The organism is Sorangium aterium, from assembly GCF_028368935.1.
Classification (GTDB): Bacteria; Myxococcota_A; Polyangia; order Polyangiales; family Polyangiaceae; genus Sorangium; species Sorangium atrum.
This window is the reverse complement of sequence record NZ_JAQNDK010000001.1, coordinates 1,066,461-1,085,931: the sequence shown is the minus strand read 5'-3', so window position 1 is coordinate 1,085,931 and position 19,471 is coordinate 1,066,461. Positions and strand designations below refer to the sequence as shown.

Genomic DNA, 19,471 nt, shown 5'->3' with positions numbered 1-19,471 from the left:
ACAGAGCTCCTCGCGTAAGCATGCTTGCCGCTCATATTCCGCTCTATCTTGTGGGCCGTTCTCCGTGATGCGGTTAGGGTGCGCCGCCGATGCACAACGGCGCTGACCAGTTCGCGAAGAACATTCTGCGCGAGGCGCTCAGCCGAGCCTCGTCTCCGGAGACGGAGGTGGAGGTGCTCGCGGCGACGCAGAAGATCGATGTCTACAGCGTGCCCGATCCCGCGCGGGACGCTGAGCGCGCCGGGATGGGCTTGCTGGGCGAGCTCTCCGCGGAGCCGAGCCTGTTCGAGCCGTTTCACCGCACGCCCGGCCTGCGGCAGGTCCGCTCGTGTCTCCGCAAGCAGCTCACCTGGTATCACGAGCTCGAACGCCGGGCCCGCGCGTCTGCGTCTCCCGTTGGCGCCTCGTCGAACGATGCCGAACCCGACGCATCGACCCAGCCGGCCGTGGCTTTCCCTGCGCTCGTCGTCATCAGCTCGGGCCGGCCGGAGAGCGTGCTCGCAGCGTACGAGTGCCACGAGGTGAAGCCCGGCGTGTACCACGCGGCGCCGGGGCTCGCGCTTCGCATCGTCGTGCTGTCCGAGCTGCCCCGGACACAGGAGACGCTGCTCTTGCGCCTGCTCGGATCCGGGCGCGTGCTGCGCGAGGCGCTCGCCGATCTGGCGGCGATGCGGGAGGATGCCTGGGAGAGGAGCGTCGCCACGCCTCTCCTGGTACATTTCCAGCTCGGGCTCGATGAGCAGGCGACGAGCGAGGAGGACGACGTGAGCGCAGAGATCCGGGCGTGGTTCGAGGACTACCAGCAGAAGCTGCGCAACGAAGGGCGCGACGAGGGGCTGAAGGAAGGGCGCGACGAGGGGCTGAAGGAGGGGGGGCGCAACCTCCTGCTGCGGCAGCTCCGCGCCCGCTTCGGCGAGCTGCCCGCGGCCGTCGTCGCTCGCATCGATGCAGCCGACGTGGCCGAGCTCGAGCGGTGGGGCGAGCGGGTGCTCGGCGCGCGGACGCTCGACGAGGTGCTCGGCGCCCCGAGCTGAAGGGCCGAGGAAGGCCCGCCGCGCCTGGCCGTCCGGCAGCATGGCCGCGCAGGGGCGGCAGCGATGCTCCGGCGTCTCAGGCGTCGGCGACCCCCCCGTCGCTCTCTGCGCAGAAGACGCCCGCTCAGGGCAGGCCGGCAGGCGTCAGGACGACACCTTCACCCAGGCGGGGCGCGCGCTGATCCGCTTCCACCACGCCGCGACGTTCGGCCGATCGGTGATGAGCTCCCCGACGTTCGACACCACGAGACACTGGAGGTACGGCATCCACGAGATGTCGGCCAGCGAGTAGCTCGAGCCCGCGAGGTACTCGTGGCCGGCCAGCGCCTTTTCGATCACGTCGAGCGTCCTCGAGACCTCGGCCTTGGACGCATCGACGATGGACTCGTCGCCCGGCTTGCCCTGCATCGGCAGGAAGACCCGCTGGAAGGCGATCTTGACCGCCGGGGTGGCGAAGTACGATTGCTCCACGCTGAGCCACTGATCCATGAGCGCCCTCGCCCTGAGCTCGGTCGGCGTCAGCGGAGCTCCCGGGAGCTTGTGATCGAGGTAACGCATGATCGCCCTCGACTCGTAGAGCGTGAAGTCCTCGTCCTCGAGCACCGGGATCACGCCGAACGGGTGGCGCGCGAGGTGCTCGGGCTGCTTGTGCGCGCCCTTCGTCAGGTCGACGAGCACGAACTGCGCCTCCTGGCCCTTCTCGGCGAGCACCGTCAGCACCTTGCGCGTACACGTGCTCATGGGATGTCCGTAGATCTTCATCGCGTCTCCTTGTCCTGTGTTCCGTCGCGAGGCGCCGACCGGCGGCGACCTCCGCGGCGCGCTAGCCTAAACGGATTTCTCCGACCGCGAGCGCCCAGATGACGCGGCCGATCGCGGCGCGCGCTCATCCCTCGCGCCGCCGATCCTCCTGCCACTCGGCGTCGCGGGCCGCGGCGAAGACCGGGAGGCGCGCGAGCCACCGCTCGCCGGCGTTCGGGCGCTCGAGCGCGATGCGCAGCGCGGCGATGAGCTCGAGCGGCGCGGCGTCGAGGCCCTGCTCCTTCGCAGCCCATCCGAGCCCGGCGAGGACGGCGTTGGCGACCTCGTAGCCCGGGCGGTGCATGGGCGCCGTGGGGATGGACGCGGGCGCGGCGAAGTGGCGCTCGCACGCCGCGGCGTCGAGGGAGCTCCAGCCTGCGCACACGATAGGGCGGACAGCGTGGATCGAGCAGGCGCCGCGCTCGTCGAGCAGCGGGCAGGTGACGCCGGCCTCGGCGCGCTCCAGGCGGGAGAGCCCGCGCGTCGCCGCGTCGGCCGCGCGGACGCGCTCCTCCAGCGCGGCGAGCTCCGCCTGGCTCCGCGTGGCGCGCAGGTGGGCTGCGATGCGGAGCACCTCCGGCGCCAGCACGAGCACCTTGCTGACGCAGCAGGTCGAGCAGCCTTCCCTGCAGGCGATGGGCCGCTCGGGCGGCTCGGCGCCCACCGAGGCCCGTTGCAGCGCCTCGGCCCGCGCGAGCGCCGAGGCCGCGGCCGACACCGCGCCGGCCTCGGTGCGCGCGGCGAGCGACGGCGCGAGCGCGGCGCGCTCCCCGTCGGCGATCCCCTCGAGGACGGCGGGGGTGTACCGCGTCCCCGGGGAGAGCGGCAGGGAGCGCTTCCGCGGCGTCATCGCGGCGTTACGCGGTCTCCGGGAGCCGCCAGTCGATCTCCTCGGCGCCGCGGGCGCGGAGGGCGCTGTTGATGGTCGAGAACGGCTTGCTGCCGAAGAACCCGCTCCTCGCCGACAGCGGCGAGGGGTGAGCCGCCTTGATGACCGTGTGGCGCTTCGCGTCGATGAGCTTCGCCTTCTTCTGCGCGTGGCCGCCCCAGAGCACGAACACCACCCCGTCGGGCCTGTCGTTGACCTTCTTGATGACCGCGTCGGTGAACGACTCCCAGCCCTGGTTCTTGTGGGAGTTCGGCGTGTGCGCCCGGACGGTGAGCACGGTGTTCAGCAGCAGCACCCCCTGGGTCGCCCACGTGGTGAGGCAGCCGTGGCTGGGGATCGCGAAGCCCGGCAGATCCGAGACCGCCTCCTTGTACATGTTGGCCAGCGACGGCGGTGGCGTGACGCCCGGGCGCACGGAGAAGCACAGCCCGTGGGCCTGCCCGTCGTCGTGGTACGGGTCCTGGCCGAGGAGCAGCACGCGCACGCTCTCGTACGGCGTGAGCTTGAACGCGGCGAAGACGTCCTCCTCCGCGGGAAACACCTGGTGCGCCTTCCGCTCGTCCTCGACGAAGCGCGCCAGCTTCTTGAAGTACGGCTGCTCGAGCTCTCCGGCGAGCACGCGCTCCCACGAGGCAGGTAGATCGATCTTCATCTCTCGCTCAGACCCCTTCCTTCGGACAGAACTCGCTCATCCGGCACTCCCCGCATTTCGGCTTCCTGGCGACGCAGGTGTAGCGGCCGTGCAGCACCAGCGCGGGGCCGAAGAACGTCCATTGATCCTTCGGCACGATCTTCATCAGATCCTCCTCGATCTGCTCGGGCTTCTCGCGCTTCGAGAGGCCGATGCGCCCGCTGAGGCGGGCGACGTGGGTGTCGACGATGATCCCCGAGGCGATGTCGAACGCCGTGTTGAGCACGACGTTCGCCGTCTTCCTGGCCACGCCCGGCAGCGTGGTGAGATCGGCCATGGTCGCGGGCACCTCGCCGCCGAAGCGCGCGACGAGCTCCCTGCACATGGCCTGCACCATCTTCGTCTTCTGGCGGTAGAAGCCGGTCGGCTTGAGCTCTTCCTCGAGCTCCGCCGTGGGCGCGTCGGCGTACGCCTGCGCCGTCGGGTACTTCGGGAAGAGCGTGGCGGTCACCCGGTTGACGCGCTCGTCCGTGCACTGCGCGGCCAGGATGGTCGCGACGAGCAGATCGAGCGGCGTCTTCCAGTCGAGCTCGTAACGCGCGTCGGGGTACTCCTCGCGCAGTTGAGCGAGGAGGAGGGGGATGCGGTCTCGGGCGTTCATGGGGGTCATCGCAGCGTAACCCAGCCCCGGGCCGCCCGTCAGCGGCGCTCGGCCCCTCAGCGACGCCGGGCGACGAGGCTGTGCGCGGCGAGCGCGGGGCGTCGGCGCTCGCCTTCCCGAGCGGCCAGCGCCGCTCACGCCTTCTTGCCGAGCGCCACGTCCACGAGCACGTCGCCGAGCGGCGCTTCCAAGAGCAGGTGCACGCTCTCTCCTGCCGGCCTCCAGTGTACGATGGCCCGAGGTTCCACCTGGAAGCGCGCTGACGTCGTGATCGCCCCGCCGTCGATCCGGAGGACGGCGTGCTCTCCCGGCGCGTGTTCGACGAGCACGTAGAGCCCGTCATCGCCGGCTGCGAGGTGGATGGGTCGACCTCCGAGCTTGGCGGACCCGGAGCGCGCACCCTCCCAGGCGACGAGGTTGAGCCCCGGCGCGAACCACGCGAGCGCGCGTGTCGCTACCGCGCGCGGTAATGGCGCCCCGATCGCGCCGAGCTTCGCGTACGCTTCCTCCTCCTCTTCGTCAATCTCGAGGAAGATGGGCATTGGCTCCTGCGCTTCCGCCCGCTCTGCGCAGCGTCGCCGCGCGCGCTCCCACCGCGCGCGCGCGACGCCGTAGGAAAGCGACGAGCGCGCGATGCGGGACCAGAGGCTGGGCTCGGTTGCGACGAGCGGTCCCCCTGGAGTCGATACCTCGCAGACGCGGCCGTTCAGCAGGAAGTATGCGCGCCCGTTGCGCGCGAAGAGGGGGGTGTGCACGCCGGGTAGCTCGAACAGGATTTGCCCCTCGGGCGCGCCGGCGCTGAACCGGGTGATGGAGAGCCCGTCCAGCGCAGCGACGTGATCGCCGTCTCGGCAAATCCGAGAGAGGCGACCGTGCTGCGCCGCCGCGAGGAGCCGGGTGCCCTCGGGAGCGGCCAGCGGAGCGGGAGCGAGCGCTGCCTCGAGAGCGCGGCTGCTCCCCTCGACCCCCGAAGTCCGCGCGGCCTCCCGCAGGGCGACGAGGGTTCCCGCGAGCCGCTCGCGCCGCCGCTTCTGATCCGCGCGGGTCGCGATCGTCGCTGCGACGAAGCGAGCCGCTCCGCGCCGCGCTTCGGCCGAGCTCAGCCCGGCGCGGATGGCGTCGTCCACCACGGCATCCCCGAGCACGCGGAGCAGCGCGAGCGGCACGGGATCGCTGTGTGGCGCGGCCGTCCAGGCGCCCGCGTCATGACCGAGCCATTCCAGCAGTATCGTGGCCTGATCCAGGGGCGCCGGACGCGCTTGCCCCAGCACCGACAACGCCTCGACGGCTCCTCCGAGGCGGCCCCCCGCCGGGGCTGCGAGCGCCCCGCGGAGCGGCGCGAGGTCAGGCGGAGCGCCCTCCGGCCAGCGGGGCCCTTCCGCCGCGCTCTCGGGCCCGGCGCCCGGCGTCCCCCCCGGCGGCGTGAGACACCCCCGCTCGGCCAGCCAGCGCGCGAGTTTCTCCGGGCGCGCGAGCGGGGCGGCTGCGTTCCAGCCGGGATAGCCGACCGCGAGCCCGTGATGCAGCGTCAGCGTTGCGACGCGCTCGCCTCGGCCGATCAGCTCGAGCACCGGCGCCTCATGCCATGCGCTCTCGGCCGGTGGCGCCCCGTCGCCGATCTGGAGCAGCGGCCGCAGCTCGGCGAGCGCGCTGCGGTCGACCCACGAGAGCGTCGGCGCGACGCTGCGCCCCGGCGCCGGCGGTCGCGCCAGCACGCGCCCGAAGCTGGCCCGCGAGAGCAGCGCGTCGATATCCGCCTGCCGGGGCAGCCCGCCAAAGGGGGACGGTACGCTCGCGAGACGAGGGCTCATGGCTTGAACGGGACGCCGCTGACCGATCCGGATGGCGTCACTCCGACGTAGTAGCCTTGATGCACGAAGGGGCCCTGGGGCGTGGGGCACATCTCGCCAGGACGATAGGGATACTGGGGGGGCTTCCCCCAGAATTTCCAGGAGGGTTTCTTGCCTTGGTAGTTGTGGACCTGGTTCGGATCGACCGACGGGTCGCGCATGGCGCCGTTCGCGTTGGCGCCCGTGGACGAAGCGATCCCGTGGGCGATGCTCTTCTGGCCCGCCGCGGGCGTCGCCGCGTTGCAGGCGGAGACGTCCACCACCGCGCCCGGGCCGCCCTGGAACCCGGCGTTCTTCAGCATATCACCGATCTGCTCGCCGCTCGCGCTGCCATTGCCCCACTGTGCGCTCCCGGGCGCGCCGTGCGTCGTCACGACGACATGGTTTTCATTGGGATCGATCTTGTTGTTCTTGCCCCGGAGCTTCTGCCACAAGCTCGGAGGCTTTCCCAGCTGATCCGAGGAGATCACCTTCGCGCCCGGGTACTGCTTCCTGAGGAGCTTCGCGTGGCTCTTGATCGTGGGGTCGTGCGGAGCGCCCACCACGATGGTCGTGAGCCCGAGAGGATCGACGTACAGCGTCACATTGGGCACGAAGCCCACGTCGTTCAGCGTTACGTCGATCCCCAGCGGATCTGGCGTGAGGAAGACGTGCAGCGCGGGGGCGTAGTGCCGGTGATGGTTGTAGTGCAGCCCGGTGAACGCGTCCTCGCGTTGCCCGGCGAACCGCAGACCGCCCGGCTGGCCGCTCCGGCGAGCGACCGTGCCCCACGCCGAGAGATCGATCTCGTCGCAGTCGTGGCTCGGATCCACGTACAGCCACGGCGTGCCCGCCGCGTCGGTGGCGATCATCCGGAATGCGCGTCCGTCCTCCGCCTCGAGCAGCGGCACGTACCCGTCGTCGCGGAAGACGCGGCGTACCACGCCTCCTTTCGTGCTGCGTTCCTCGACGGGGCTGTCGACGTCCCACCCGAACCAGGTGCTCTCGCCGTCGTCATACGTCTCCGCGAGGCGCCGCCCGAACGGGTCGTAGAGGTACCGCACGCTCCGGCCGTCGCCGCGCCGCGCCTCGATCAGGCGATCGTTCTCGTCATAGGTATACGCCCAGCTCCGCAGCGGATCGGGGGTATTCTGCGCGGCGAGACGTCCGAGCGCATCCCACGCGACGCGCACGTCACCGGCGCTCGTCGGGCGCCCGCCGCGGCCGATCGCCCACGGCTGTGCGCGGGGCACCGGCGTACCGTGAGGGGCGTAGTGGAAATGCTCCGCAGCTCCGAGCCCCTCCGCCGCGAGCGGTCGTCCGAGCGGATCGAGCTCGTACCGCCGCTGCCCGGCGTGGGTGTCGACGACTCGCCGCAGCGGCCCACCCACGGCCCACTCGTACCGTCGCTCGCGCAGCATTGCTTCGTCCTCGCCCAACACGGAGACGCGCGTCGGGAGCCCATACGCATCGCTCTCCGTCGCGATGGCGCCTGGGCCGATGGCGCGCCGGCGGAGCGTCTCCACCCCGCGATCGTCGTACTCGAAGCGCAGCTCTTCCGGGGTCGTCGCGACGGCACGCAGGGCGAGGGGTACGCCGTCTCCCGGGCGCCGGATGAACGAGACGCTCCAGCCGGTCGAGTACGATTTCCCGAGGACGCCCCCGTTGCTGTCGTACTCCGTGCCGATCTCGAACCGCCACCCGCCCGCCTCCTGGATCTCGCGTAGGATGCGCCCGTCCTCGTCGCGCTCGAACTGCACGCGAACGCCGTGGCTCTCGGCCGCTGTCAGCGCGCCGCCCGCGCCGTAGGTGAACCGCTCGACGAGCCCGGTCGAGTGCTCCCGTGCCACGATTCGCCCCTCCGCGTCGCGGAGCAGGTGGATCCACGCCCCGTCTGCACGGGTGACGGACACGAGCTGGCGCGAGCCGTCGTAAGCGTACTCCGTCGTCACGCCCGCGAACGATGTCTCGCGGACGATGTTCCCCGCGGCGTCATAGGCGCGCTGGTAGCGCTCGCCGGCCGGGTTTTCGATCCACACGAGGCGGTGCAGGGCATCATGACCGAACGCGTAGCGGGTTCCATCCGCGCGCACGCACTCGACAAGAGCGCCCGCGACGTGACGGTAGCGCGTCACCGCGCCAGACGGATCGCGCATCGCCTCGATCAGGCGGGTCGGGCCAATCCGGAACTCTGTCGTTTTGTCGCCCGGCTCGGCGATGAACACGAGATCGCCTCGCGAGTCGTAGCCGAGCTCGTATTCCGCTCCGTGCGGCGTCCTGATCCACACGGGGCGACCGAAGAGATCGAACGTGTACCGCGCCCGGCTGCCATCCTCGAAGGTATGCTCGCTTATGTTGCCGTGAGCATCGTACGAGCGCGTCTCCACCGTGCCGTCGGGATAGGCGATGTCGCGCAGCAACCCGTGGGCATCGTAGGCGAAGCGGGTGATGCGCCCGCGGGCGTCCTGGTGCTCCACCGTCCGCGTGCCGCACGTCGTCTCGATCTCCCGCTTGCCAGCGGCGTCGACGCTGACGACCTTGCTCTGCTCGTCGTCTCGTTTCCAGGCCCACCGCGCGCCGTCTGGCCTGGTGAGGCCGAGCATGCGGCCGTGCAGGTCGAAGCTGCGTCGCTCGAGGCGACCCCCGCCGTCGCTCGTGGAGATCAGGCGGCCCGCCTGGTCATAGCGGTAGGTCCAAGAATAGCCGCGCGGATCCACGTACTCCTCCACGAGCCCGAGAGCGTTGCCCCGGTAGCGGTGCGCCCCGCCGGCCGCGTCGATCATCCGCGTCTCGAAGGGGCCAGGCCCGTAGTCGAAACGAGCGTGAAAGAGACCTCTCGCCTGCACAGGCGAGCCCGCGGAGCGCGCGCCGAGGGAGCCCAGTATGTCGCCTCCCTGCAACTCGCCCCAGGTCTCGACACAGCGACGCTGCCCGGCGTGGTCGGCGTAGAGGAAGCGATAGACCGTCCCGTCCGGCAAGCTCTCGCTGACGAGGTAGTGATGTTCGTCGTAAGCATAGCTCGTCTCGACGCCGCCCGCGTCGATGACCCGCACGAGATCGCCCCGCGCGTCGATCTCGTACGTGACGAGGCGTCGCTCGTGCGTCTTGCCGTCCTCGCCGTCGACCGACTGGATCCAGCTCCGGTAGGAGCCGTCGCGCCGCAAAGTCGCGCGCCGTCCGGCGGAGTCGAGCAGCGCGACCAGCTCTCCGGCCTCCCAGACGCACTCGATGGCATTTCCGGTCTCGTCCCGCAGCGCCGCGAGCCGGTAGACGGGGGAGCCTGCCGCGCGGCGCAGCACGCGGAAATAGCCGTCGTTCAGCGCAACCACGATGTCGTCTCCGACGAAGCGAACCTGGACGCCGAACGCGAGCGCGACGACCTCGTCCTCGCCTCGGAGCGCGAGGGGAACCTCGCGGAAGTCGGGATCGACGAGGACGACGCGATCTCCGGCGCGCGTGGCCTGCCACGAGAATCCGTGCGACCAACCCCAGCCGAGGCCGACCTTGTGTCGCACCGCAGAGCTGCGGTATCTCCGGGTCATCTGCGCCGAGAGGAAGCCCGGCATCGAGAAATCGATCGTGGGATGGGTGAACATCGTGCCGGTCACGACATCGACCGGGTGCCCACCGCTGGCCTGCCCCTCGGCGCCCGGCGGCGCAGGCGGGCTCGGCGGCGCGGCGCCGCTGTTGCCGCCGCCGCCGCCTCCGCCGCCGTTGCCGCCGCCTTGCGGGCTGCCGCCGCCCGGGCCTCCGGCGCCGCCGCCGCCGCCCCCTCCGCCGCCGCCGCCCCCGCCTGCGCCGCTCGCGTTGGCGCCGGCGCCGACGGTGATGCTCTTGTTCATCTGGCCCATGCTGCCGGTGATGCCGGCCATGCCGAGCTCGATGATGACGTTCGGCGCGCCGAGCCAAGGGAAGCAGGGGCCGCCGGTGTTGAGGCTGACGACCTCCTTGAGCGTGCCCGGCTCATTGCCGTGGCAGGCCTTCATGCAGCCGCCGACGGTGAGGATCTTCGCGCCCTCGATCTTCGTGCGCATGCACGGGTCGATGATCCCCTCCGCGACGGTGCCCATCGTGGGGTAGGGGATGGGTAACGGGCTCGGCGCGGCCGGCGTGAGGCACACGCTCACGGCCGTCCCCGTCATCTGATGACCGGATTTCTCGGTGATCGTGTCCATGCCGAGTGCGGTAACCTTCGCCATGGCGCGTGAGCGTCACATCCTCGGGGAGGGGAGCGCAAGGCGTGATGCAGGTCGAGCAAAGGGCTGCGCCTGACGCGCGGGCGCCGTCACGGAAGCAGCTGCGCGTGTGATCGGTGAAGGCGATGCGCCACGGGCGCGTCGTGTGCGCGGCGTCGATGGCCGTCAGGGCCGTCAGCGCCGCCGCGCCACGGGCCCCGGCCGTCTCCGGCCGAAGTAGATCTCGAGCAGCTCGCGTCCCACGAGGTTCGCCTTGGTGCGCCACGCGATGTCGTTGGCCAGCATCACGGAGACCGCGATCTCGGGGCGATCCGAGGGCGCGAACGAGGCGAACCACGAGAACATCCGCGACGGGCTGCCGCCGACGAGCGTGCCGGTCTTGGCGGCGACGGGCATGGTGCCGAGGGCGCGGGTGCCGTCGGGCTTGCGGAACGCCTTGGCGCAGGTGCCCCGCCGCGTCGTGATCTCGAGCATCGATCGGAGGGTGCGCGCGACGTCGGTCCGGAGGCCGCGGCCGTCGGTGCTCCGCGGCGTGACGGCGTCCGCGTCCTCGCGGTCCTGCGCGCCCGGCGGCGCGAGCAGCGAGAGGCGGACGCGCTCGCCGTCGTTGGCGATCGTCTGCATCGCGAACAGGGCGCCGAGCGGGCTGAGCCGCCCGCTCCAGAAGCCCGCGGCGGCGCGGGCGAAACCGAGCCCGCCGGCGGGGATGTTGGCGGTGCTCGGCGCGACGGGGATGTCGATGGGGACCTCGCCGTCGAAGCCGAGGTCGCGCGCCTTGTTGCGCAGGTCGTCGGCCGTGAGGTGCCGGCCTGCGAGGCGGGCGAACACGCCGTTGATGCTGCGGCCGAGCGCCTCGCCGAAGACGGTGCAGGTGGCGCCGCGGCCTTCCAGATCGGCCGCGGTGATCGCGCTCATCCCGCCCGTGTAGCAGACGGGCGTGGCGATGTTCACCTTGCGGCCCTCGAGCAGCGCCGCCGCGGTGACGATCTTGAAGAGGCTCGCGCTGGGGGCGAGCGGGGTGGCAACGTAGTCCCGGTCTCCGCGGCTCGCCCACACGAGGATGCGGCCGGTGCGGACGTCGGAGGCGACGATGGCGCCCTCCGGGGCGCCGGAGCGGGCGAGGAGGCGCTCGGCGGCGCGCTGAAGCTCGGGATCGAGCGTGAGGCGCACCTGCTTGCCCGACGCGCCGACCGTGGCGTGGACCGCCCCGGCCTCTACGTGGAGCTTTCGGACGCCCGGCGGCGCCGGAGATGCCGTCGCCGGCGCGATCCCGACGGCGATCGCGGCGGCGAGCGCGAGGAAGAGACGCGATCGCACCGCGCGGAGATGCCAGGCGGCGCGCGGGAGGGCCAAGTTCCGCGCGCTGTTCGCGACAGGTGCCTCGTCGCCCGCGGAGGACGGGCGGGAGCGGCTCATGAGGTGCTGCGCTCGCTCCTCTGCTTTGCCCTGGAGCGGCTCAGCGTTCTTGTTCCAGGGCGATCCAATGGCCGTCGGGATCGATGACTGTCACGGGCGAGCTGCCTTCGGAGCCCACGGCGCGGACGGCGCCGACGACGGCGCCCGATGCTCTGAGCGACTCCAGGACCCGCGCGAGGTCGGAGACGACGAGCCCCAGGCGGAGACCGGAGGTCGGCCTGTCCGAGAGCGGATAGAGCTCGAGGATCATTCCTCCCACATCGCACGAGTAGTGCTTTGCTCCGCTGCCGTGCTGTTCCGGGGACAATCGCAGGCCAAGGCCCTCGTAGAACCGCCGCGAGCGCTCGAGGTCCGCGCATCGGAGGACCAGGTAGGCAACACGTTGCACGCTCATCGGAGGGGAGCCGCGCGCGCCGACCGAGGTCAGCGCCGCCCTTCCGGCACGATGGTCTCACCGCGCGCCAGCATCGCCACCAGCGTCTCGATCTTCTTCGCGCGCCCGGCGGGCGTCTTCACGTTGTTCATGCGAAACGCCAGCGCGAAGAGGTTCTGGCGTCCGAGGGTCTGGAACGTCTTGCGCGCCCGTGGGTTCGCCTCGATGGCCGCGCGCAGGTCCGCAGGAAGGGTGTCTTCGGTCGCGCTGCGGATGGGGGCATAGGCGGCCTCCCAGCGGCCATCCGCCTTTGCGGCGTCGACGTGCCGCTGGCCGTGCGGGGTCATGCGGCCGGCCGTCGTGAGCCGAGCGATGTGATCCCTGTTGATCTGGCTCCAGACGCTCCTCGCCTTACGAGGGGTGTACCGCTGCAGAAACGAGATCTCGTCGAAGGACTTCCGGATGCCGTCGATCCACCCCCAGCACAGGGCCACGTCCAGCGCCTGCGCGTAGGTCACCGTCGGCACGCCCGAGTCCTTCTTGTGAATCTTCAGCCACAGCTCGGTCTCGCGGGCGTGGTTCGCGGCCAGCCAGGCTTCGAAGGCCGCCTCGGTGGGGAAGCTCTTTATCTTGTCTGGATTGGGAATGATCGGTGCCATGAAAACGATCCCGGTTGAAGCCTATCGATCAAGGAGCCAGGGGGCCGGCGCGCCGGATCCACCGCGACGGTTCAGGCATCATCGCCTCCCCACCGCCAGCGGGGAGGTTCACCCGTGAGCCAGCAGATGGCGATGAGCGCCGCCGTGAGGACGAGTACGTGAATGAAGTAGACAACCGTCCCCCTTGTGGCGTGAACGAGAGGAATGCCACCAAGGACCAATACGAAATAGATAAGGAGGACGACCCAGCCTTGCCATGTAGAGGGCAGGCCCCACCCCCAACCGTGGTGCTTGGCGGGAAACCAATACTTGGGAGTGTCAGTAGAAGACATGTGAATCCTCCCTGCCCATGTGATGCCTAACGAAATAGCGTTTTAGCGCAATTTCGTTGGGCGGCCTCATGGCTCAATCCTCGGGCGGATGCCAACCCGCGATGACCCAGCCTCGCCGGGCTTTCACGAGCTCGGCGCGGTTCAGGCGAACCGCAGCGATCGTAGCACGGCCAGTTGGCGTCTTGCCGATGATCAGAGATCCCTCCGTGTTCCAGCCGAAATGAACCAGCCAGACCTGTTGTCGTGGGTCGAAGAGACGCACGACTTCCCGGTGTGCGGGTCGGGAGCAGCGATTCGATTGCCTTTGTGATCGTTGCACATCGAGCATGCGAGCCAGAGGTTTTCCCTGGCAGTAGGTCCGCCCAGCGACTCAGGGATAATGTGGTCGATCTCCATCGGCGTGCCGATTATACGCGCTGATGTCAGGCAATAGCCGCAGCGATGGCGCGCCTCACTGGCGACCTGCTCACGCAGCGCCCTCCCGATGTAGCTACGGCTCATGTCCTTGGTGAAGCCCCGAGACGTCATGACCTCGCTGCTTGAGCAGCGCGGCAGATCGGGAACGAACCAGCATGATCCGCGTGTACTCCTTCATGAGCGTCGCGAGCTCCTCGATGTCCGACGCGGAGAGCCCTTCGCTCTGGCGCTTGATGTGCAGATCCTCTAGTTCTGCTGCCTTCTCCGGGGCGAGGCTCTGCCTGGCGGCCCGCCAGAGATCCTCGTCGCCTAGCAGGTGCAGCGCGGCGATGGCCTCCGCCATGTCGACCGCCAGCTCGTCGGGTTCGTCAGGGAGGGAGGTTGCCACCGCATCGACGAGCTCGGCCTCGACGGTTCGTTGCGTTTTCTGCGCGCGGCGAGCCAGGCGCTCGTACAGCGGCTCGGGCAGGTTCACGGTAACGGCTTGAACGGCCATATCCTAGTTTACGATGGGCCGTCGAGGCCAGCAAGCCCGGCGGTACAAGGCGCAGCGCGAGGCGCAGCCGGCCGTTCCCCTCTGCCGTGCCATGATCGGTATCATCGTCGGCCCAACACTGAGCCCGTGATGGCGACGGAGATCCCCGCGCGGCTAGGGTTCCCGCTGGAAGCTCCGGAATGCCGGGCGCGCGAGCCCACGGAAGGGACGGCCTGGTCCGACGGATCCGCGTGCGGGAGGCTCGCCGCCGCCGCGGTCGTCGCCGCGCTCCGGGTCTGGTAGGGTGCGCACAGAGGTGCCTGTGCTCAAGCTGCCGAAAGATCTCGTCGCCGATCCGCGCCATGACGCGGTGTCCGATCTCCTCACCAAGCACGCGGGTCTCTTGTGGGAGAGCGGCCGAAACCAGGTGGCGACGCTCCCGATGACCGACGCGCTGGCCGCGGAGCTCCGCGGCGCGCTCGCGGCCGAGCACGCCTGCCACGGCCTCGAGCTCATCGCCGAGAAGCTCGCCGGCGAGCAGAAGGGGCTGGACGCCGCGGCCAGGAGGGCCCCGGAGAGCCCGCAGAACGCACGCGCGTCGCGCATCCTCTTCCTCGCGAGCGACGGCAGCACCCGCTTCTATCGCGACTGCGACGCGCTCCTCTCCCGCTACCCCCAGCGCCTCCTGGCCTGCCGGCTCGAGATCGCCGGCGAGTCGCTGGGTGAGAAGCTCACGGGGAGCGCAAGACTGATCCGGAGCGTGCTTGTCCTCGACAAGAAGGTTGCCGCCAGAGCGCTGCTCGCCCTGCTCCCGCCGGCCTGACGCCCGGCGGCGGCACGGCACGCTCCACCGCAGCGCGTCCTCCATCCACCCGGCGCTCGCGCACAGCACGCGGCGCTCGCGTGCAGGCAGCACCATCGGCGCGGCGCCCTGGAGGGGCACGCCTCCGCGCCTGAAGGTCTTGGCCTCCAGGCCACAGCCTCCATAGAGGCGCCCAGCATTTTAGCAAGACTGTCGCCGTGCTCCCGTACCGGCGCTCGCTCCACGAGCGCCCCCTCGAGATCGCCGGAAATCCGCGCCCGCCGGACCGGCACGCTGCGTGCTCAGCGTGCTCAGGAGGAAGGATCGTCAGTCGAACAATCGATCCCCGACCGGAGAGAACCCGTCATGAAATCTACCGCATTCATCCTCAGCAGCCTCGTTGTCCCCGTCGCCCTCGTCGGTTGCGTCTCGGACTCCGAACTTTACGACGAGGGGCCCATGGACGTCGAGGAGGTCGCCGCTTTCCCCGAGGCAGCCCGCGCCCCGGCGGAGGTGCAGCCGTCCGAAGGCATCGGCGCGCAGAACACCGCGCCGGCCCCGGACGCCCTCGCCCAGGAGACGATGAGCCCCGTCGGGAAGTCTGGCGCAGAGATCGCGGTCAGCTCCGGCAGCGCGCAGTCCCTCGTCCTCCTCCAGCTCCCGATCGTCAACTTGCTTTATAACCCCGGCTTCGAGAACGCGCAGGCCGGCATCCCGTCGGGCTTCATCGATCATGGTAGCGCCAATGCGTCATGGTTCGCCGGCTGGGGCACCGCGGCGGACTCCTGGCCTGCCACGAGCAATGATCTGAACTACGGCGCCATCGCGACATGGCTCAAGACCGACGTCGTGCACACGGCCAACAGGCGCAGCCTCCTCGTGTCCGCGACGACGACCAACGGCGGCATCGCCCAGCAGTACTGGACATCTGCCAGCCCGCCGCCGAACAACCCCTACCTGCGGTTCAGCGTCTGGGTCTATACAGTGACCGGGCAGGTGACAATAGGGCTCGGCAGCGGCGGGACGGGTTATAACACGAGGACCTCGACCCAGACCGGAAAGTGGGAGTACCTCCAGACCTGCGGCACGTCCTTCAACAACGAGGTCTATATCTACACGATCGGCGGGCCGGCCGTGTACTACGTGGACGACGCCAACGTGTCGGCGACGCCTTCGCCCCTCCTCGACCAGTATTGCTCGCCCGGCGGCGTCGTCTTCTGATCCACGCCGCCGCCGCCCGGCGCGCAAGTCGGGAGAACCCGCGCCGGGCGCACCGAACATGGGCTCCGCGCTGCATCGCTCAGTCGGTGCAGCACGGCGCCCCGCCGGGGGCGCCGCAGGTCGCCGGATCGTCGCTGCACGGCGGCCCCCAGGCCACGGTGGCGCCGAGGACGACCTCCACCTGCGCCGTGTGCTTCGCCGAACCGTCGTCGTTGCGCGCCTCCGCCGCGAGGAGCACGTGGGTCCCCTCCTTGAGCGCGGCGGCCGGATCCCACACTCTTCCGGGGAGGAACGCAATGAGCCCGTACGCGTGCGGGAACTCCCCGGGGACGAGCTCGATCATCCCCTCCTGCGGCACGCCCGGCGGGAACAGGTCCCCGGTCGCAGGGTCCTTGACGCTGTACCGAACACGCACCCTCTCCCCGCAGTCGGTGCAGCCGACGGCGAACCAGAGGTGATATCCCCCCTGGGGCCCGGCCGTCACCGGCAGCGTGGCGCCCCCCTCGATGCTCTCGAAGCAGGTCTCGCCGGTCCCGATCTCGAACACCGCGGGGTTGTCCGGCAGGCGGCACCCGCCGCCACCGCCCGCCCCCGTGGAGCCTCCGCCGCCACCTTCCCCCGTGGAGCTGCCGCCTTCCCCCGTGGAGCCGCCAGCGCCCGCTCCATTGGAGCTGCTGCCGCCGCCCTCGCCCGTCGAGGCGCTGCCGACGCTCCCCTCGCCGGTGGAACTACCGCTGCCGCCCTCGCCGGCGGCGCCGCCGCCCATCGAGTCCGCCTCGACGCTCGAGCTGCAGTGGAGACACAGCAGCGCGAGGGTGAACACGGGAGTTGCTTGCCAGCGGGTCAATGCGCGAAGAAAGGACCTCATTCTCATGGGGAGCACCTGGAACACGCGAGAGAGCTGTAGGGGGGAAGACCGGAGCGCTTTACCTTCAGGCGCGATGTCCCGGAGGGCCGTGGCGGACTCGACGTCAGCGTCGGCCCTGGCAGACTTGGCAGCAACCGTTCCATCGCCGCTCCGCGCGATCCGGGCGCTTTCCCGAGCGCGCCCGCTGGCGCGCTGCGCCATGTGTGCCAGGCGCAGACAGCTCTGGCACAGGGACCAGGCGCCCACGGCCCGCCGGCGCAGCGTGCGCGCTGGAGAAGAGCGGCGGCGACGCGCCCAGCCCGGCGGGCGTCTTCGAGACCCACGCCGTGCCTTGGCGCGCTATGGTGTCGTCTCCCGGCCGGGGGCCGGGGGTTCCTTGCCGCCCATGCCGACGACCCGCCTGTTGCACAGCGCCGAGATCCCCCAGGCCGACAACCTCGCGAACGTGCGGCGCGTGCTGGAGGCGCTCTCGGGCGGGGTGACCGAGAAGGAGCGGATCTCCGAGCAGACGGGCATCTCCTTGCGGCACGTCGGCTATGCGCTCGCCGCTGCCCGCGTCCTCGGCTGGCTCGGCGACGACGGCGCCTCGATCACGCCCGCGGCACGCGAGCTGCTCGCCACCTCGTCCGGCTCTGCCGACGAGCGGACGCACCTGCGGCGCGCGATCTTCGCCTGCGAGGTCGTGAAGGAGGTCGCGCCGGATCTCTTCGAGCCCTCGGCGCCAACGCGGGAGGCGCTCGCGCGGCGCATCTTCCGCTTCACCGCGGGCATTGGGAAGGAGACGGCGCGCCGGCGCGCGCAGACCCTGCTCGCCTGGCGGAGCCAGGTGCTGGAGCGGCAGCTCCCGCTCTTCCCGAAGCGTCCGAGGAAGCGCGCCGCCACGGCGGCGGCGGGCGCTGGCGAGGAGACAGCGCCCGCCGAGGAGACGGCGTCCGGCGAGGCGACGGCGCCGCGGCGCTGACCTCGCTGCTCTACCGCGCTGCCGGGGCCTTGCGGGCGCCGCGCGCCGCGCGCAGCTCATCGGGGCTCAGCTTGCCGTCGCGGTTCGCGTCCGCCGCCTTCACCCGCTCCCAGCGCTTCTCGCCCACCTCGTCCCTGGTGAGGAAGCCGTCGCCGTTCTTGTCCTTCTTGGCGAAGCGCGCCTTCTGCTTCGCCTGCCGGTCCTTCATGCGCTGCTCGGCGTGCGCCTTGAGCTCCTCGGCCGACAGGTTGCCGTCCTTGTTCGTGTCCGCCTTGCCGAGCCGCCTCTGCGCCTTCTCGGGGAGCTCCGCGACGGTCAGCTTGCCGTCGCCATTCTTATCGAAGCGCTTGATGAGGCGGGCCGGGTCCTTCGGGCCGTGCTGGCGGCGGGCATCCTTGCCCTGGCCCTGGTGCGGCGCCGGCTTGTCCCCCGTGCCGTTCGCCGCGTAGGCCGCCCCGCCGCCGGCAAGGACGGCCGTTGCAAGGAAGGTGCCGAGGACGAAGCGACGGATCGCGCTGTGGGTCTTGTTGGAGAAGAGGGCGAGGGTCATTGGGTCGTGCTCCTTGGTGCAAGGGCCAGCCTGTTCTTGCCGGCTTCTGTTCCTGGGACGCGCCCCGGGCCGCCCTCCCTACGCGCCCCTCGATCTTTTTTCAGCGGGCGCGGGCGCGACCCCCGGCGCCTCGGGGGTCACGGCGGGGTGCCCCGGTTCGAGGTCGAGGACGCCTTTGCCCGCAGGTATCCTGTGCAAATCCTGCTATTCCGCGTCGGGAAGGCGCATAACGTGGGATCCTCACCGCGCGGCGCCCGGCGAGACCGCGCCGGAACGCGCGCCGAGAAGGATGAACGCATGAACCCTTATGCACCTCCGACCGCATCCACCGAGCCTCACGCCGCGGCCGTCGAGCCGATCAGCCCGGAGCGGCGCCTCGAGATCCAGAAGAAGCTGAGTCGCTTCAGCAGATTGAGCTTCCTCTTCGGGGTGCCGGGGTTCCTCCTGCAATCGGCGGGTCGCGCGATGGACAGCGCTCCCCTCTCGCTCCTCGGCGTCGTCCTGTTCATCCTCGCCCTCGTGGTTTACGCGAAGATGCGCGGCCGGAGCGGCGCGTGGGGCATCGTGGGGCTGGCCACCTGCATCGGGCTGGCGCTCCTCTACTTCCTGCCGAAGCACTGCCTGAACTGCGAGGCGAAGCACTCGTACCGATCGAAGGATTGCAATCGCTGCGGCGCGCCGCTCGGCTCCTGAGCGGGCGGACCGCGCCTCTCCACGTCTCGCGCTCGCCTGGGATCTACCGCGCTGCCGGCGCCTTATGCGCGGGGTGCGCCGCGCGCAGCTCATCGGGGCTGAGCTTGCCGTCGCGGTTCGCGTCCGCCGCTTTCATCTGCTCCCAGCGCTTTTCCCCCACCTCGTCCCTGGTGAGGAAGCCGTCGCCGTTCTTGTCGTTCTGGGCGAAGCGCGCGCTCTGCTTCGATTGCCGCTCCTTCACCTGCTGCTCGGCGTTCGCCTTGAGCTCCTCGGCCGACAGGGTGCCGTCCTTGTTCGTGTCGGCCTGGCCGAGCTGCTTCTGCATCTTCTCGGGGAGCTCTGCGACGGTCAGCTTGCCGTCGCCGTTCTTATCGAAGCGCTTGATGAGGCGGGCTGGGTCCTTCTGGCCGTGCTCGCGGTGGGCGTTCTTGCTCTGGCTCTGGTGCGGCGCCGGCTTGCCTCCCGTGCCGCCCGCGCCGTCCGCCGCGTAGGCCGCTCCGCCGCCAGCAAGGACGGCCGCCGCGAGAAAGCTGCCGAGTGCGAAGCGACGGATCGCGCTGTGGGTCTCGTTGGAGAAGAGAGCGAGGGTCATTGGGTTGTGCTCCTTGGTGCACCGGACAGCGTCTGCGTGCCGGCTTTTGTTCCTGGGACCCTCCCCAAGCC

The 19,471-nt window shown here is 70.5% G+C and carries 20 protein-coding genes; 6 read left to right on the top strand and 14 right to left on the bottom strand.

What is annotated here, in order from left to right; all coding sequences use genetic code 11:
- The first annotated feature begins 89 nt into the window (after positions 1 to 89).
- A complete protein-coding gene (locus tag POL72_RS03890) occupies positions 90 to 1,034 on the top strand; it encodes a DUF4351 domain-containing protein (RefSeq protein ID WP_272093644.1) in 945 nt (314 codons plus the stop codon).
- A gap of 144 nt (positions 1,035 to 1,178) precedes the next feature.
- Here the strand turns inward: POL72_RS03890 and POL72_RS03885 are convergent, their stop codons facing one another.
- The 11 genes from POL72_RS03885 to POL72_RS03840 all read right to left on the bottom strand — a co-directional run bounded on the left by POL72_RS03885 (position 1,179) and on the right by POL72_RS03840 (position 13,713).
- The gene (locus POL72_RS03885; RefSeq protein WP_272093643.1) at positions 1,179 to 1,796 is read right to left on the bottom strand and encodes a glutathione S-transferase family protein; all 618 of its coding nucleotides are present in this window, start codon (positions 1,794 to 1,796) and stop codon (positions 1,179 to 1,181) included.
- A 124-nt stretch (positions 1,797 to 1,920) separates the two neighbouring features.
- Positions 1,921 to 2,685, bottom strand: coding sequence for a YkgJ family cysteine cluster protein (locus POL72_RS03880; protein ID WP_272093642.1), 765 nt, complete (start codon positions 2,683 to 2,685; stop codon positions 1,921 to 1,923).
- 7 nt (positions 2,686 to 2,692) lie between these two features.
- Positions 2,693 to 3,376 (bottom strand): uracil-DNA glycosylase, encoded by a 684-nt coding sequence (ung, locus tag POL72_RS03875; protein ID WP_272093641.1) that lies wholly within the window; start codon positions 3,374 to 3,376, stop codon positions 2,693 to 2,695.
- 7 nt (positions 3,377 to 3,383) lie between these two features.
- A complete protein-coding gene (nth, locus tag POL72_RS03870; RefSeq protein WP_272093640.1) occupies positions 3,384 to 4,016 on the bottom strand; it encodes an endonuclease III in 633 nt (210 codons plus the stop codon).
- A gap of 134 nt (positions 4,017 to 4,150) precedes the next feature.
- On the bottom strand, positions 4,151 to 5,827 hold the full coding sequence (locus tag POL72_RS03865) for a hypothetical protein (protein ID WP_272093639.1): 1,677 nt from the start codon (positions 5,825 to 5,827) through the stop codon (positions 4,151 to 4,153).
- Positions 5,824 to 10,020: a PAAR-like domain-containing protein gene (locus tag POL72_RS03860; protein ID WP_272093638.1), complete on the bottom strand. Its 4,197-nt coding sequence runs from the start codon at positions 10,018 to 10,020 to the stop codon at positions 5,824 to 5,826. Before POL72_RS03860 ends, POL72_RS03865 begins: the two co-directional genes overlap by 4 nt.
- Before the next feature lie 195 nt (positions 10,021 to 10,215).
- A complete protein-coding gene (locus POL72_RS03855; protein WP_272093637.1) occupies positions 10,216 to 11,358 on the bottom strand; it encodes a penicillin-binding transpeptidase domain-containing protein in 1,143 nt (380 codons plus the stop codon).
- Positions 11,359 to 11,497: 139 nt separating this feature from the next.
- A complete protein-coding gene (locus POL72_RS03850; protein ID WP_272093636.1) occupies positions 11,498 to 11,851 on the bottom strand; it encodes a VOC family protein in 354 nt (117 codons plus the stop codon).
- Positions 11,852 to 11,880: 29 nt separating this feature from the next.
- Positions 11,881 to 12,489, bottom strand: a complete 609-nt coding sequence (locus POL72_RS03845; RefSeq protein ID WP_272093635.1) for a YdeI/OmpD-associated family protein — start codon at positions 12,487 to 12,489, stop codon at positions 11,881 to 11,883.
- Positions 12,490 to 13,013: 524 nt separating this feature from the next.
- Positions 13,014 to 13,217, bottom strand: a complete 204-nt coding sequence (locus POL72_RS51550; RefSeq protein ID WP_373372184.1) for an HNH endonuclease — start codon at positions 13,215 to 13,217, stop codon at positions 13,014 to 13,016.
- A 94-nt stretch (positions 13,218 to 13,311) separates the two neighbouring features.
- Positions 13,312 to 13,713, bottom strand: coding sequence for a hypothetical protein (locus tag POL72_RS03840; RefSeq protein WP_272093634.1), 402 nt, complete (start codon positions 13,711 to 13,713; stop codon positions 13,312 to 13,314).
- Between the two features lie 150 nt (positions 13,714 to 13,863).
- On the opposite strand from POL72_RS03840, the gene POL72_RS03835 reads away from it, so the two are divergent.
- The 3 genes from POL72_RS03835 to POL72_RS03825 all read left to right on the top strand — a co-directional run bounded on the left by POL72_RS03835 (position 13,864) and on the right by POL72_RS03825 (position 15,736).
- A complete protein-coding gene (locus tag POL72_RS03835) occupies positions 13,864 to 14,016 on the top strand; it encodes a hypothetical protein (RefSeq protein WP_272093633.1) in 153 nt (50 codons plus the stop codon).
- Between the two features lie 13 nt (positions 14,017 to 14,029).
- Positions 14,030 to 14,536, top strand: coding sequence for a hypothetical protein (locus tag POL72_RS03830; protein WP_272093632.1), 507 nt, complete (start codon positions 14,030 to 14,032; stop codon positions 14,534 to 14,536).
- 345 nt (positions 14,537 to 14,881) lie between these two features.
- The gene (locus POL72_RS03825) at positions 14,882 to 15,736 is read left to right on the top strand and encodes a hypothetical protein (RefSeq protein WP_272093631.1); all 855 of its coding nucleotides are present in this window, start codon (positions 14,882 to 14,884) and stop codon (positions 15,734 to 15,736) included.
- Between the two features lie 79 nt (positions 15,737 to 15,815).
- Here the strand turns inward: POL72_RS03825 and POL72_RS03820 are convergent, their stop codons facing one another.
- Positions 15,816 to 16,610 (bottom strand): hypothetical protein, encoded by a 795-nt coding sequence (locus tag POL72_RS03820; RefSeq protein ID WP_272093630.1) that lies wholly within the window; start codon positions 16,608 to 16,610, stop codon positions 15,816 to 15,818.
- Positions 16,611 to 16,989: 379 nt separating this feature from the next.
- Between POL72_RS03820 and POL72_RS03815 the strand changes: the two genes are divergently transcribed.
- The gene (locus POL72_RS03815) at positions 16,990 to 17,565 is read left to right on the top strand and encodes a hypothetical protein (RefSeq protein ID WP_272093629.1); all 576 of its coding nucleotides are present in this window, start codon (positions 16,990 to 16,992) and stop codon (positions 17,563 to 17,565) included.
- Positions 17,566 to 17,575: 10 nt separating this feature from the next.
- On the opposite strand, the gene POL72_RS03810 is transcribed toward POL72_RS03815, so the two are convergent.
- Positions 17,576 to 18,115: an EF-hand domain-containing protein gene (locus tag POL72_RS03810; RefSeq protein ID WP_272093628.1), complete on the bottom strand. Its 540-nt coding sequence runs from the start codon at positions 18,113 to 18,115 to the stop codon at positions 17,576 to 17,578.
- A 297-nt stretch (positions 18,116 to 18,412) separates the two neighbouring features.
- On the opposite strand from POL72_RS03810, the gene POL72_RS03805 reads away from it, so the two are divergent.
- Positions 18,413 to 18,808 (top strand): hypothetical protein, encoded by a 396-nt coding sequence (locus POL72_RS03805; protein ID WP_272093627.1) that lies wholly within the window; start codon positions 18,413 to 18,415, stop codon positions 18,806 to 18,808.
- Positions 18,809 to 18,851: 43 nt separating this feature from the next.
- On the opposite strand, the gene POL72_RS03800 is transcribed toward POL72_RS03805, so the two are convergent.
- Complete coding sequence (locus POL72_RS03800) at positions 18,852 to 19,400, bottom strand: EF-hand domain-containing protein (RefSeq protein ID WP_272093626.1); 549 nt, start codon at positions 19,398 to 19,400, stop codon at positions 18,852 to 18,854.
- Positions 19,401 to 19,471: the final 71 nt, after the last annotated feature.

Bases quoted from the DNA above. Each gene is read 5' to 3' on its own strand.
- POL72_RS03810 (WP_272093628.1), bottom strand. From the start codon at position 18,115: ATGACCCTCGCCCTCTTCTCCAACAAGACCCACAGCGCGATCCGTCGC.
- POL72_RS03890 (WP_272093644.1), top strand. From the start codon at position 90: ATGCACAACGGCGCTGACCAGTTCGCGAAGAACATTCTGCGCGAGGCG.
- POL72_RS03865 (WP_272093639.1), bottom strand. From the start codon at position 5,827: ATGAGCCCTCGTCTCGCGAGCGTACCGTCCCCCTTTGGCGGGCTGCCC.
- POL72_RS03885 (WP_272093643.1), bottom strand. From the start codon at position 1,796: ATGAAGATCTACGGACATCCCATGAGCACGTGTACGCGCAAGGTGCTG.
- POL72_RS03815 (WP_272093629.1), top strand. From the start codon at position 16,990: ATGCCGACGACCCGCCTGTTGCACAGCGCCGAGATCCCCCAGGCCGAC.
- POL72_RS03805 (WP_272093627.1), top strand. From the start codon at position 18,413: ATGAACCCTTATGCACCTCCGACCGCATCCACCGAGCCTCACGCCGCG.
- POL72_RS03835 (WP_272093633.1), top strand. From the start codon at position 13,864: ATGGCGACGGAGATCCCCGCGCGGCTAGGGTTCCCGCTGGAAGCTCCG.
- POL72_RS03850 (WP_272093636.1), bottom strand. From the start codon at position 11,851: ATGAGCGTGCAACGTGTTGCCTACCTGGTCCTCCGATGCGCGGACCTC.
- POL72_RS03820 (WP_272093630.1), bottom strand. From the start codon at position 16,610: ATGAGAATGAGGTCCTTTCTTCGCGCATTGACCCGCTGGCAAGCAACT.
- nth (WP_272093640.1), bottom strand. From the start codon at position 4,016: ATGAACGCCCGAGACCGCATCCCCCTCCTCCTCGCTCAACTGCGCGAG.
- POL72_RS51550 (WP_373372184.1), bottom strand. From the start codon at position 13,217: ATGGAGATCGACCACATTATCCCTGAGTCGCTGGGCGGACCTACTGCC.
- ung (WP_272093641.1), bottom strand. From the start codon at position 3,376: ATGAAGATCGATCTACCTGCCTCGTGGGAGCGCGTGCTCGCCGGAGAG.
- POL72_RS03845 (WP_272093635.1), bottom strand. From the start codon at position 12,489: ATGGCACCGATCATTCCCAATCCAGACAAGATAAAGAGCTTCCCCACC.
- POL72_RS03860 (WP_272093638.1), bottom strand. From the start codon at position 10,020: ATGGACACGATCACCGAGAAATCCGGTCATCAGATGACGGGGACGGCC.
- POL72_RS03880 (WP_272093642.1), bottom strand. From the start codon at position 2,685: ATGACGCCGCGGAAGCGCTCCCTGCCGCTCTCCCCGGGGACGCGGTAC.
- POL72_RS03800 (WP_272093626.1), bottom strand. From the start codon at position 19,400: ATGACCCTCGCTCTCTTCTCCAACGAGACCCACAGCGCGATCCGTCGC.
- POL72_RS03825 (WP_272093631.1), top strand. From the start codon at position 14,882: ATGAAATCTACCGCATTCATCCTCAGCAGCCTCGTTGTCCCCGTCGCC.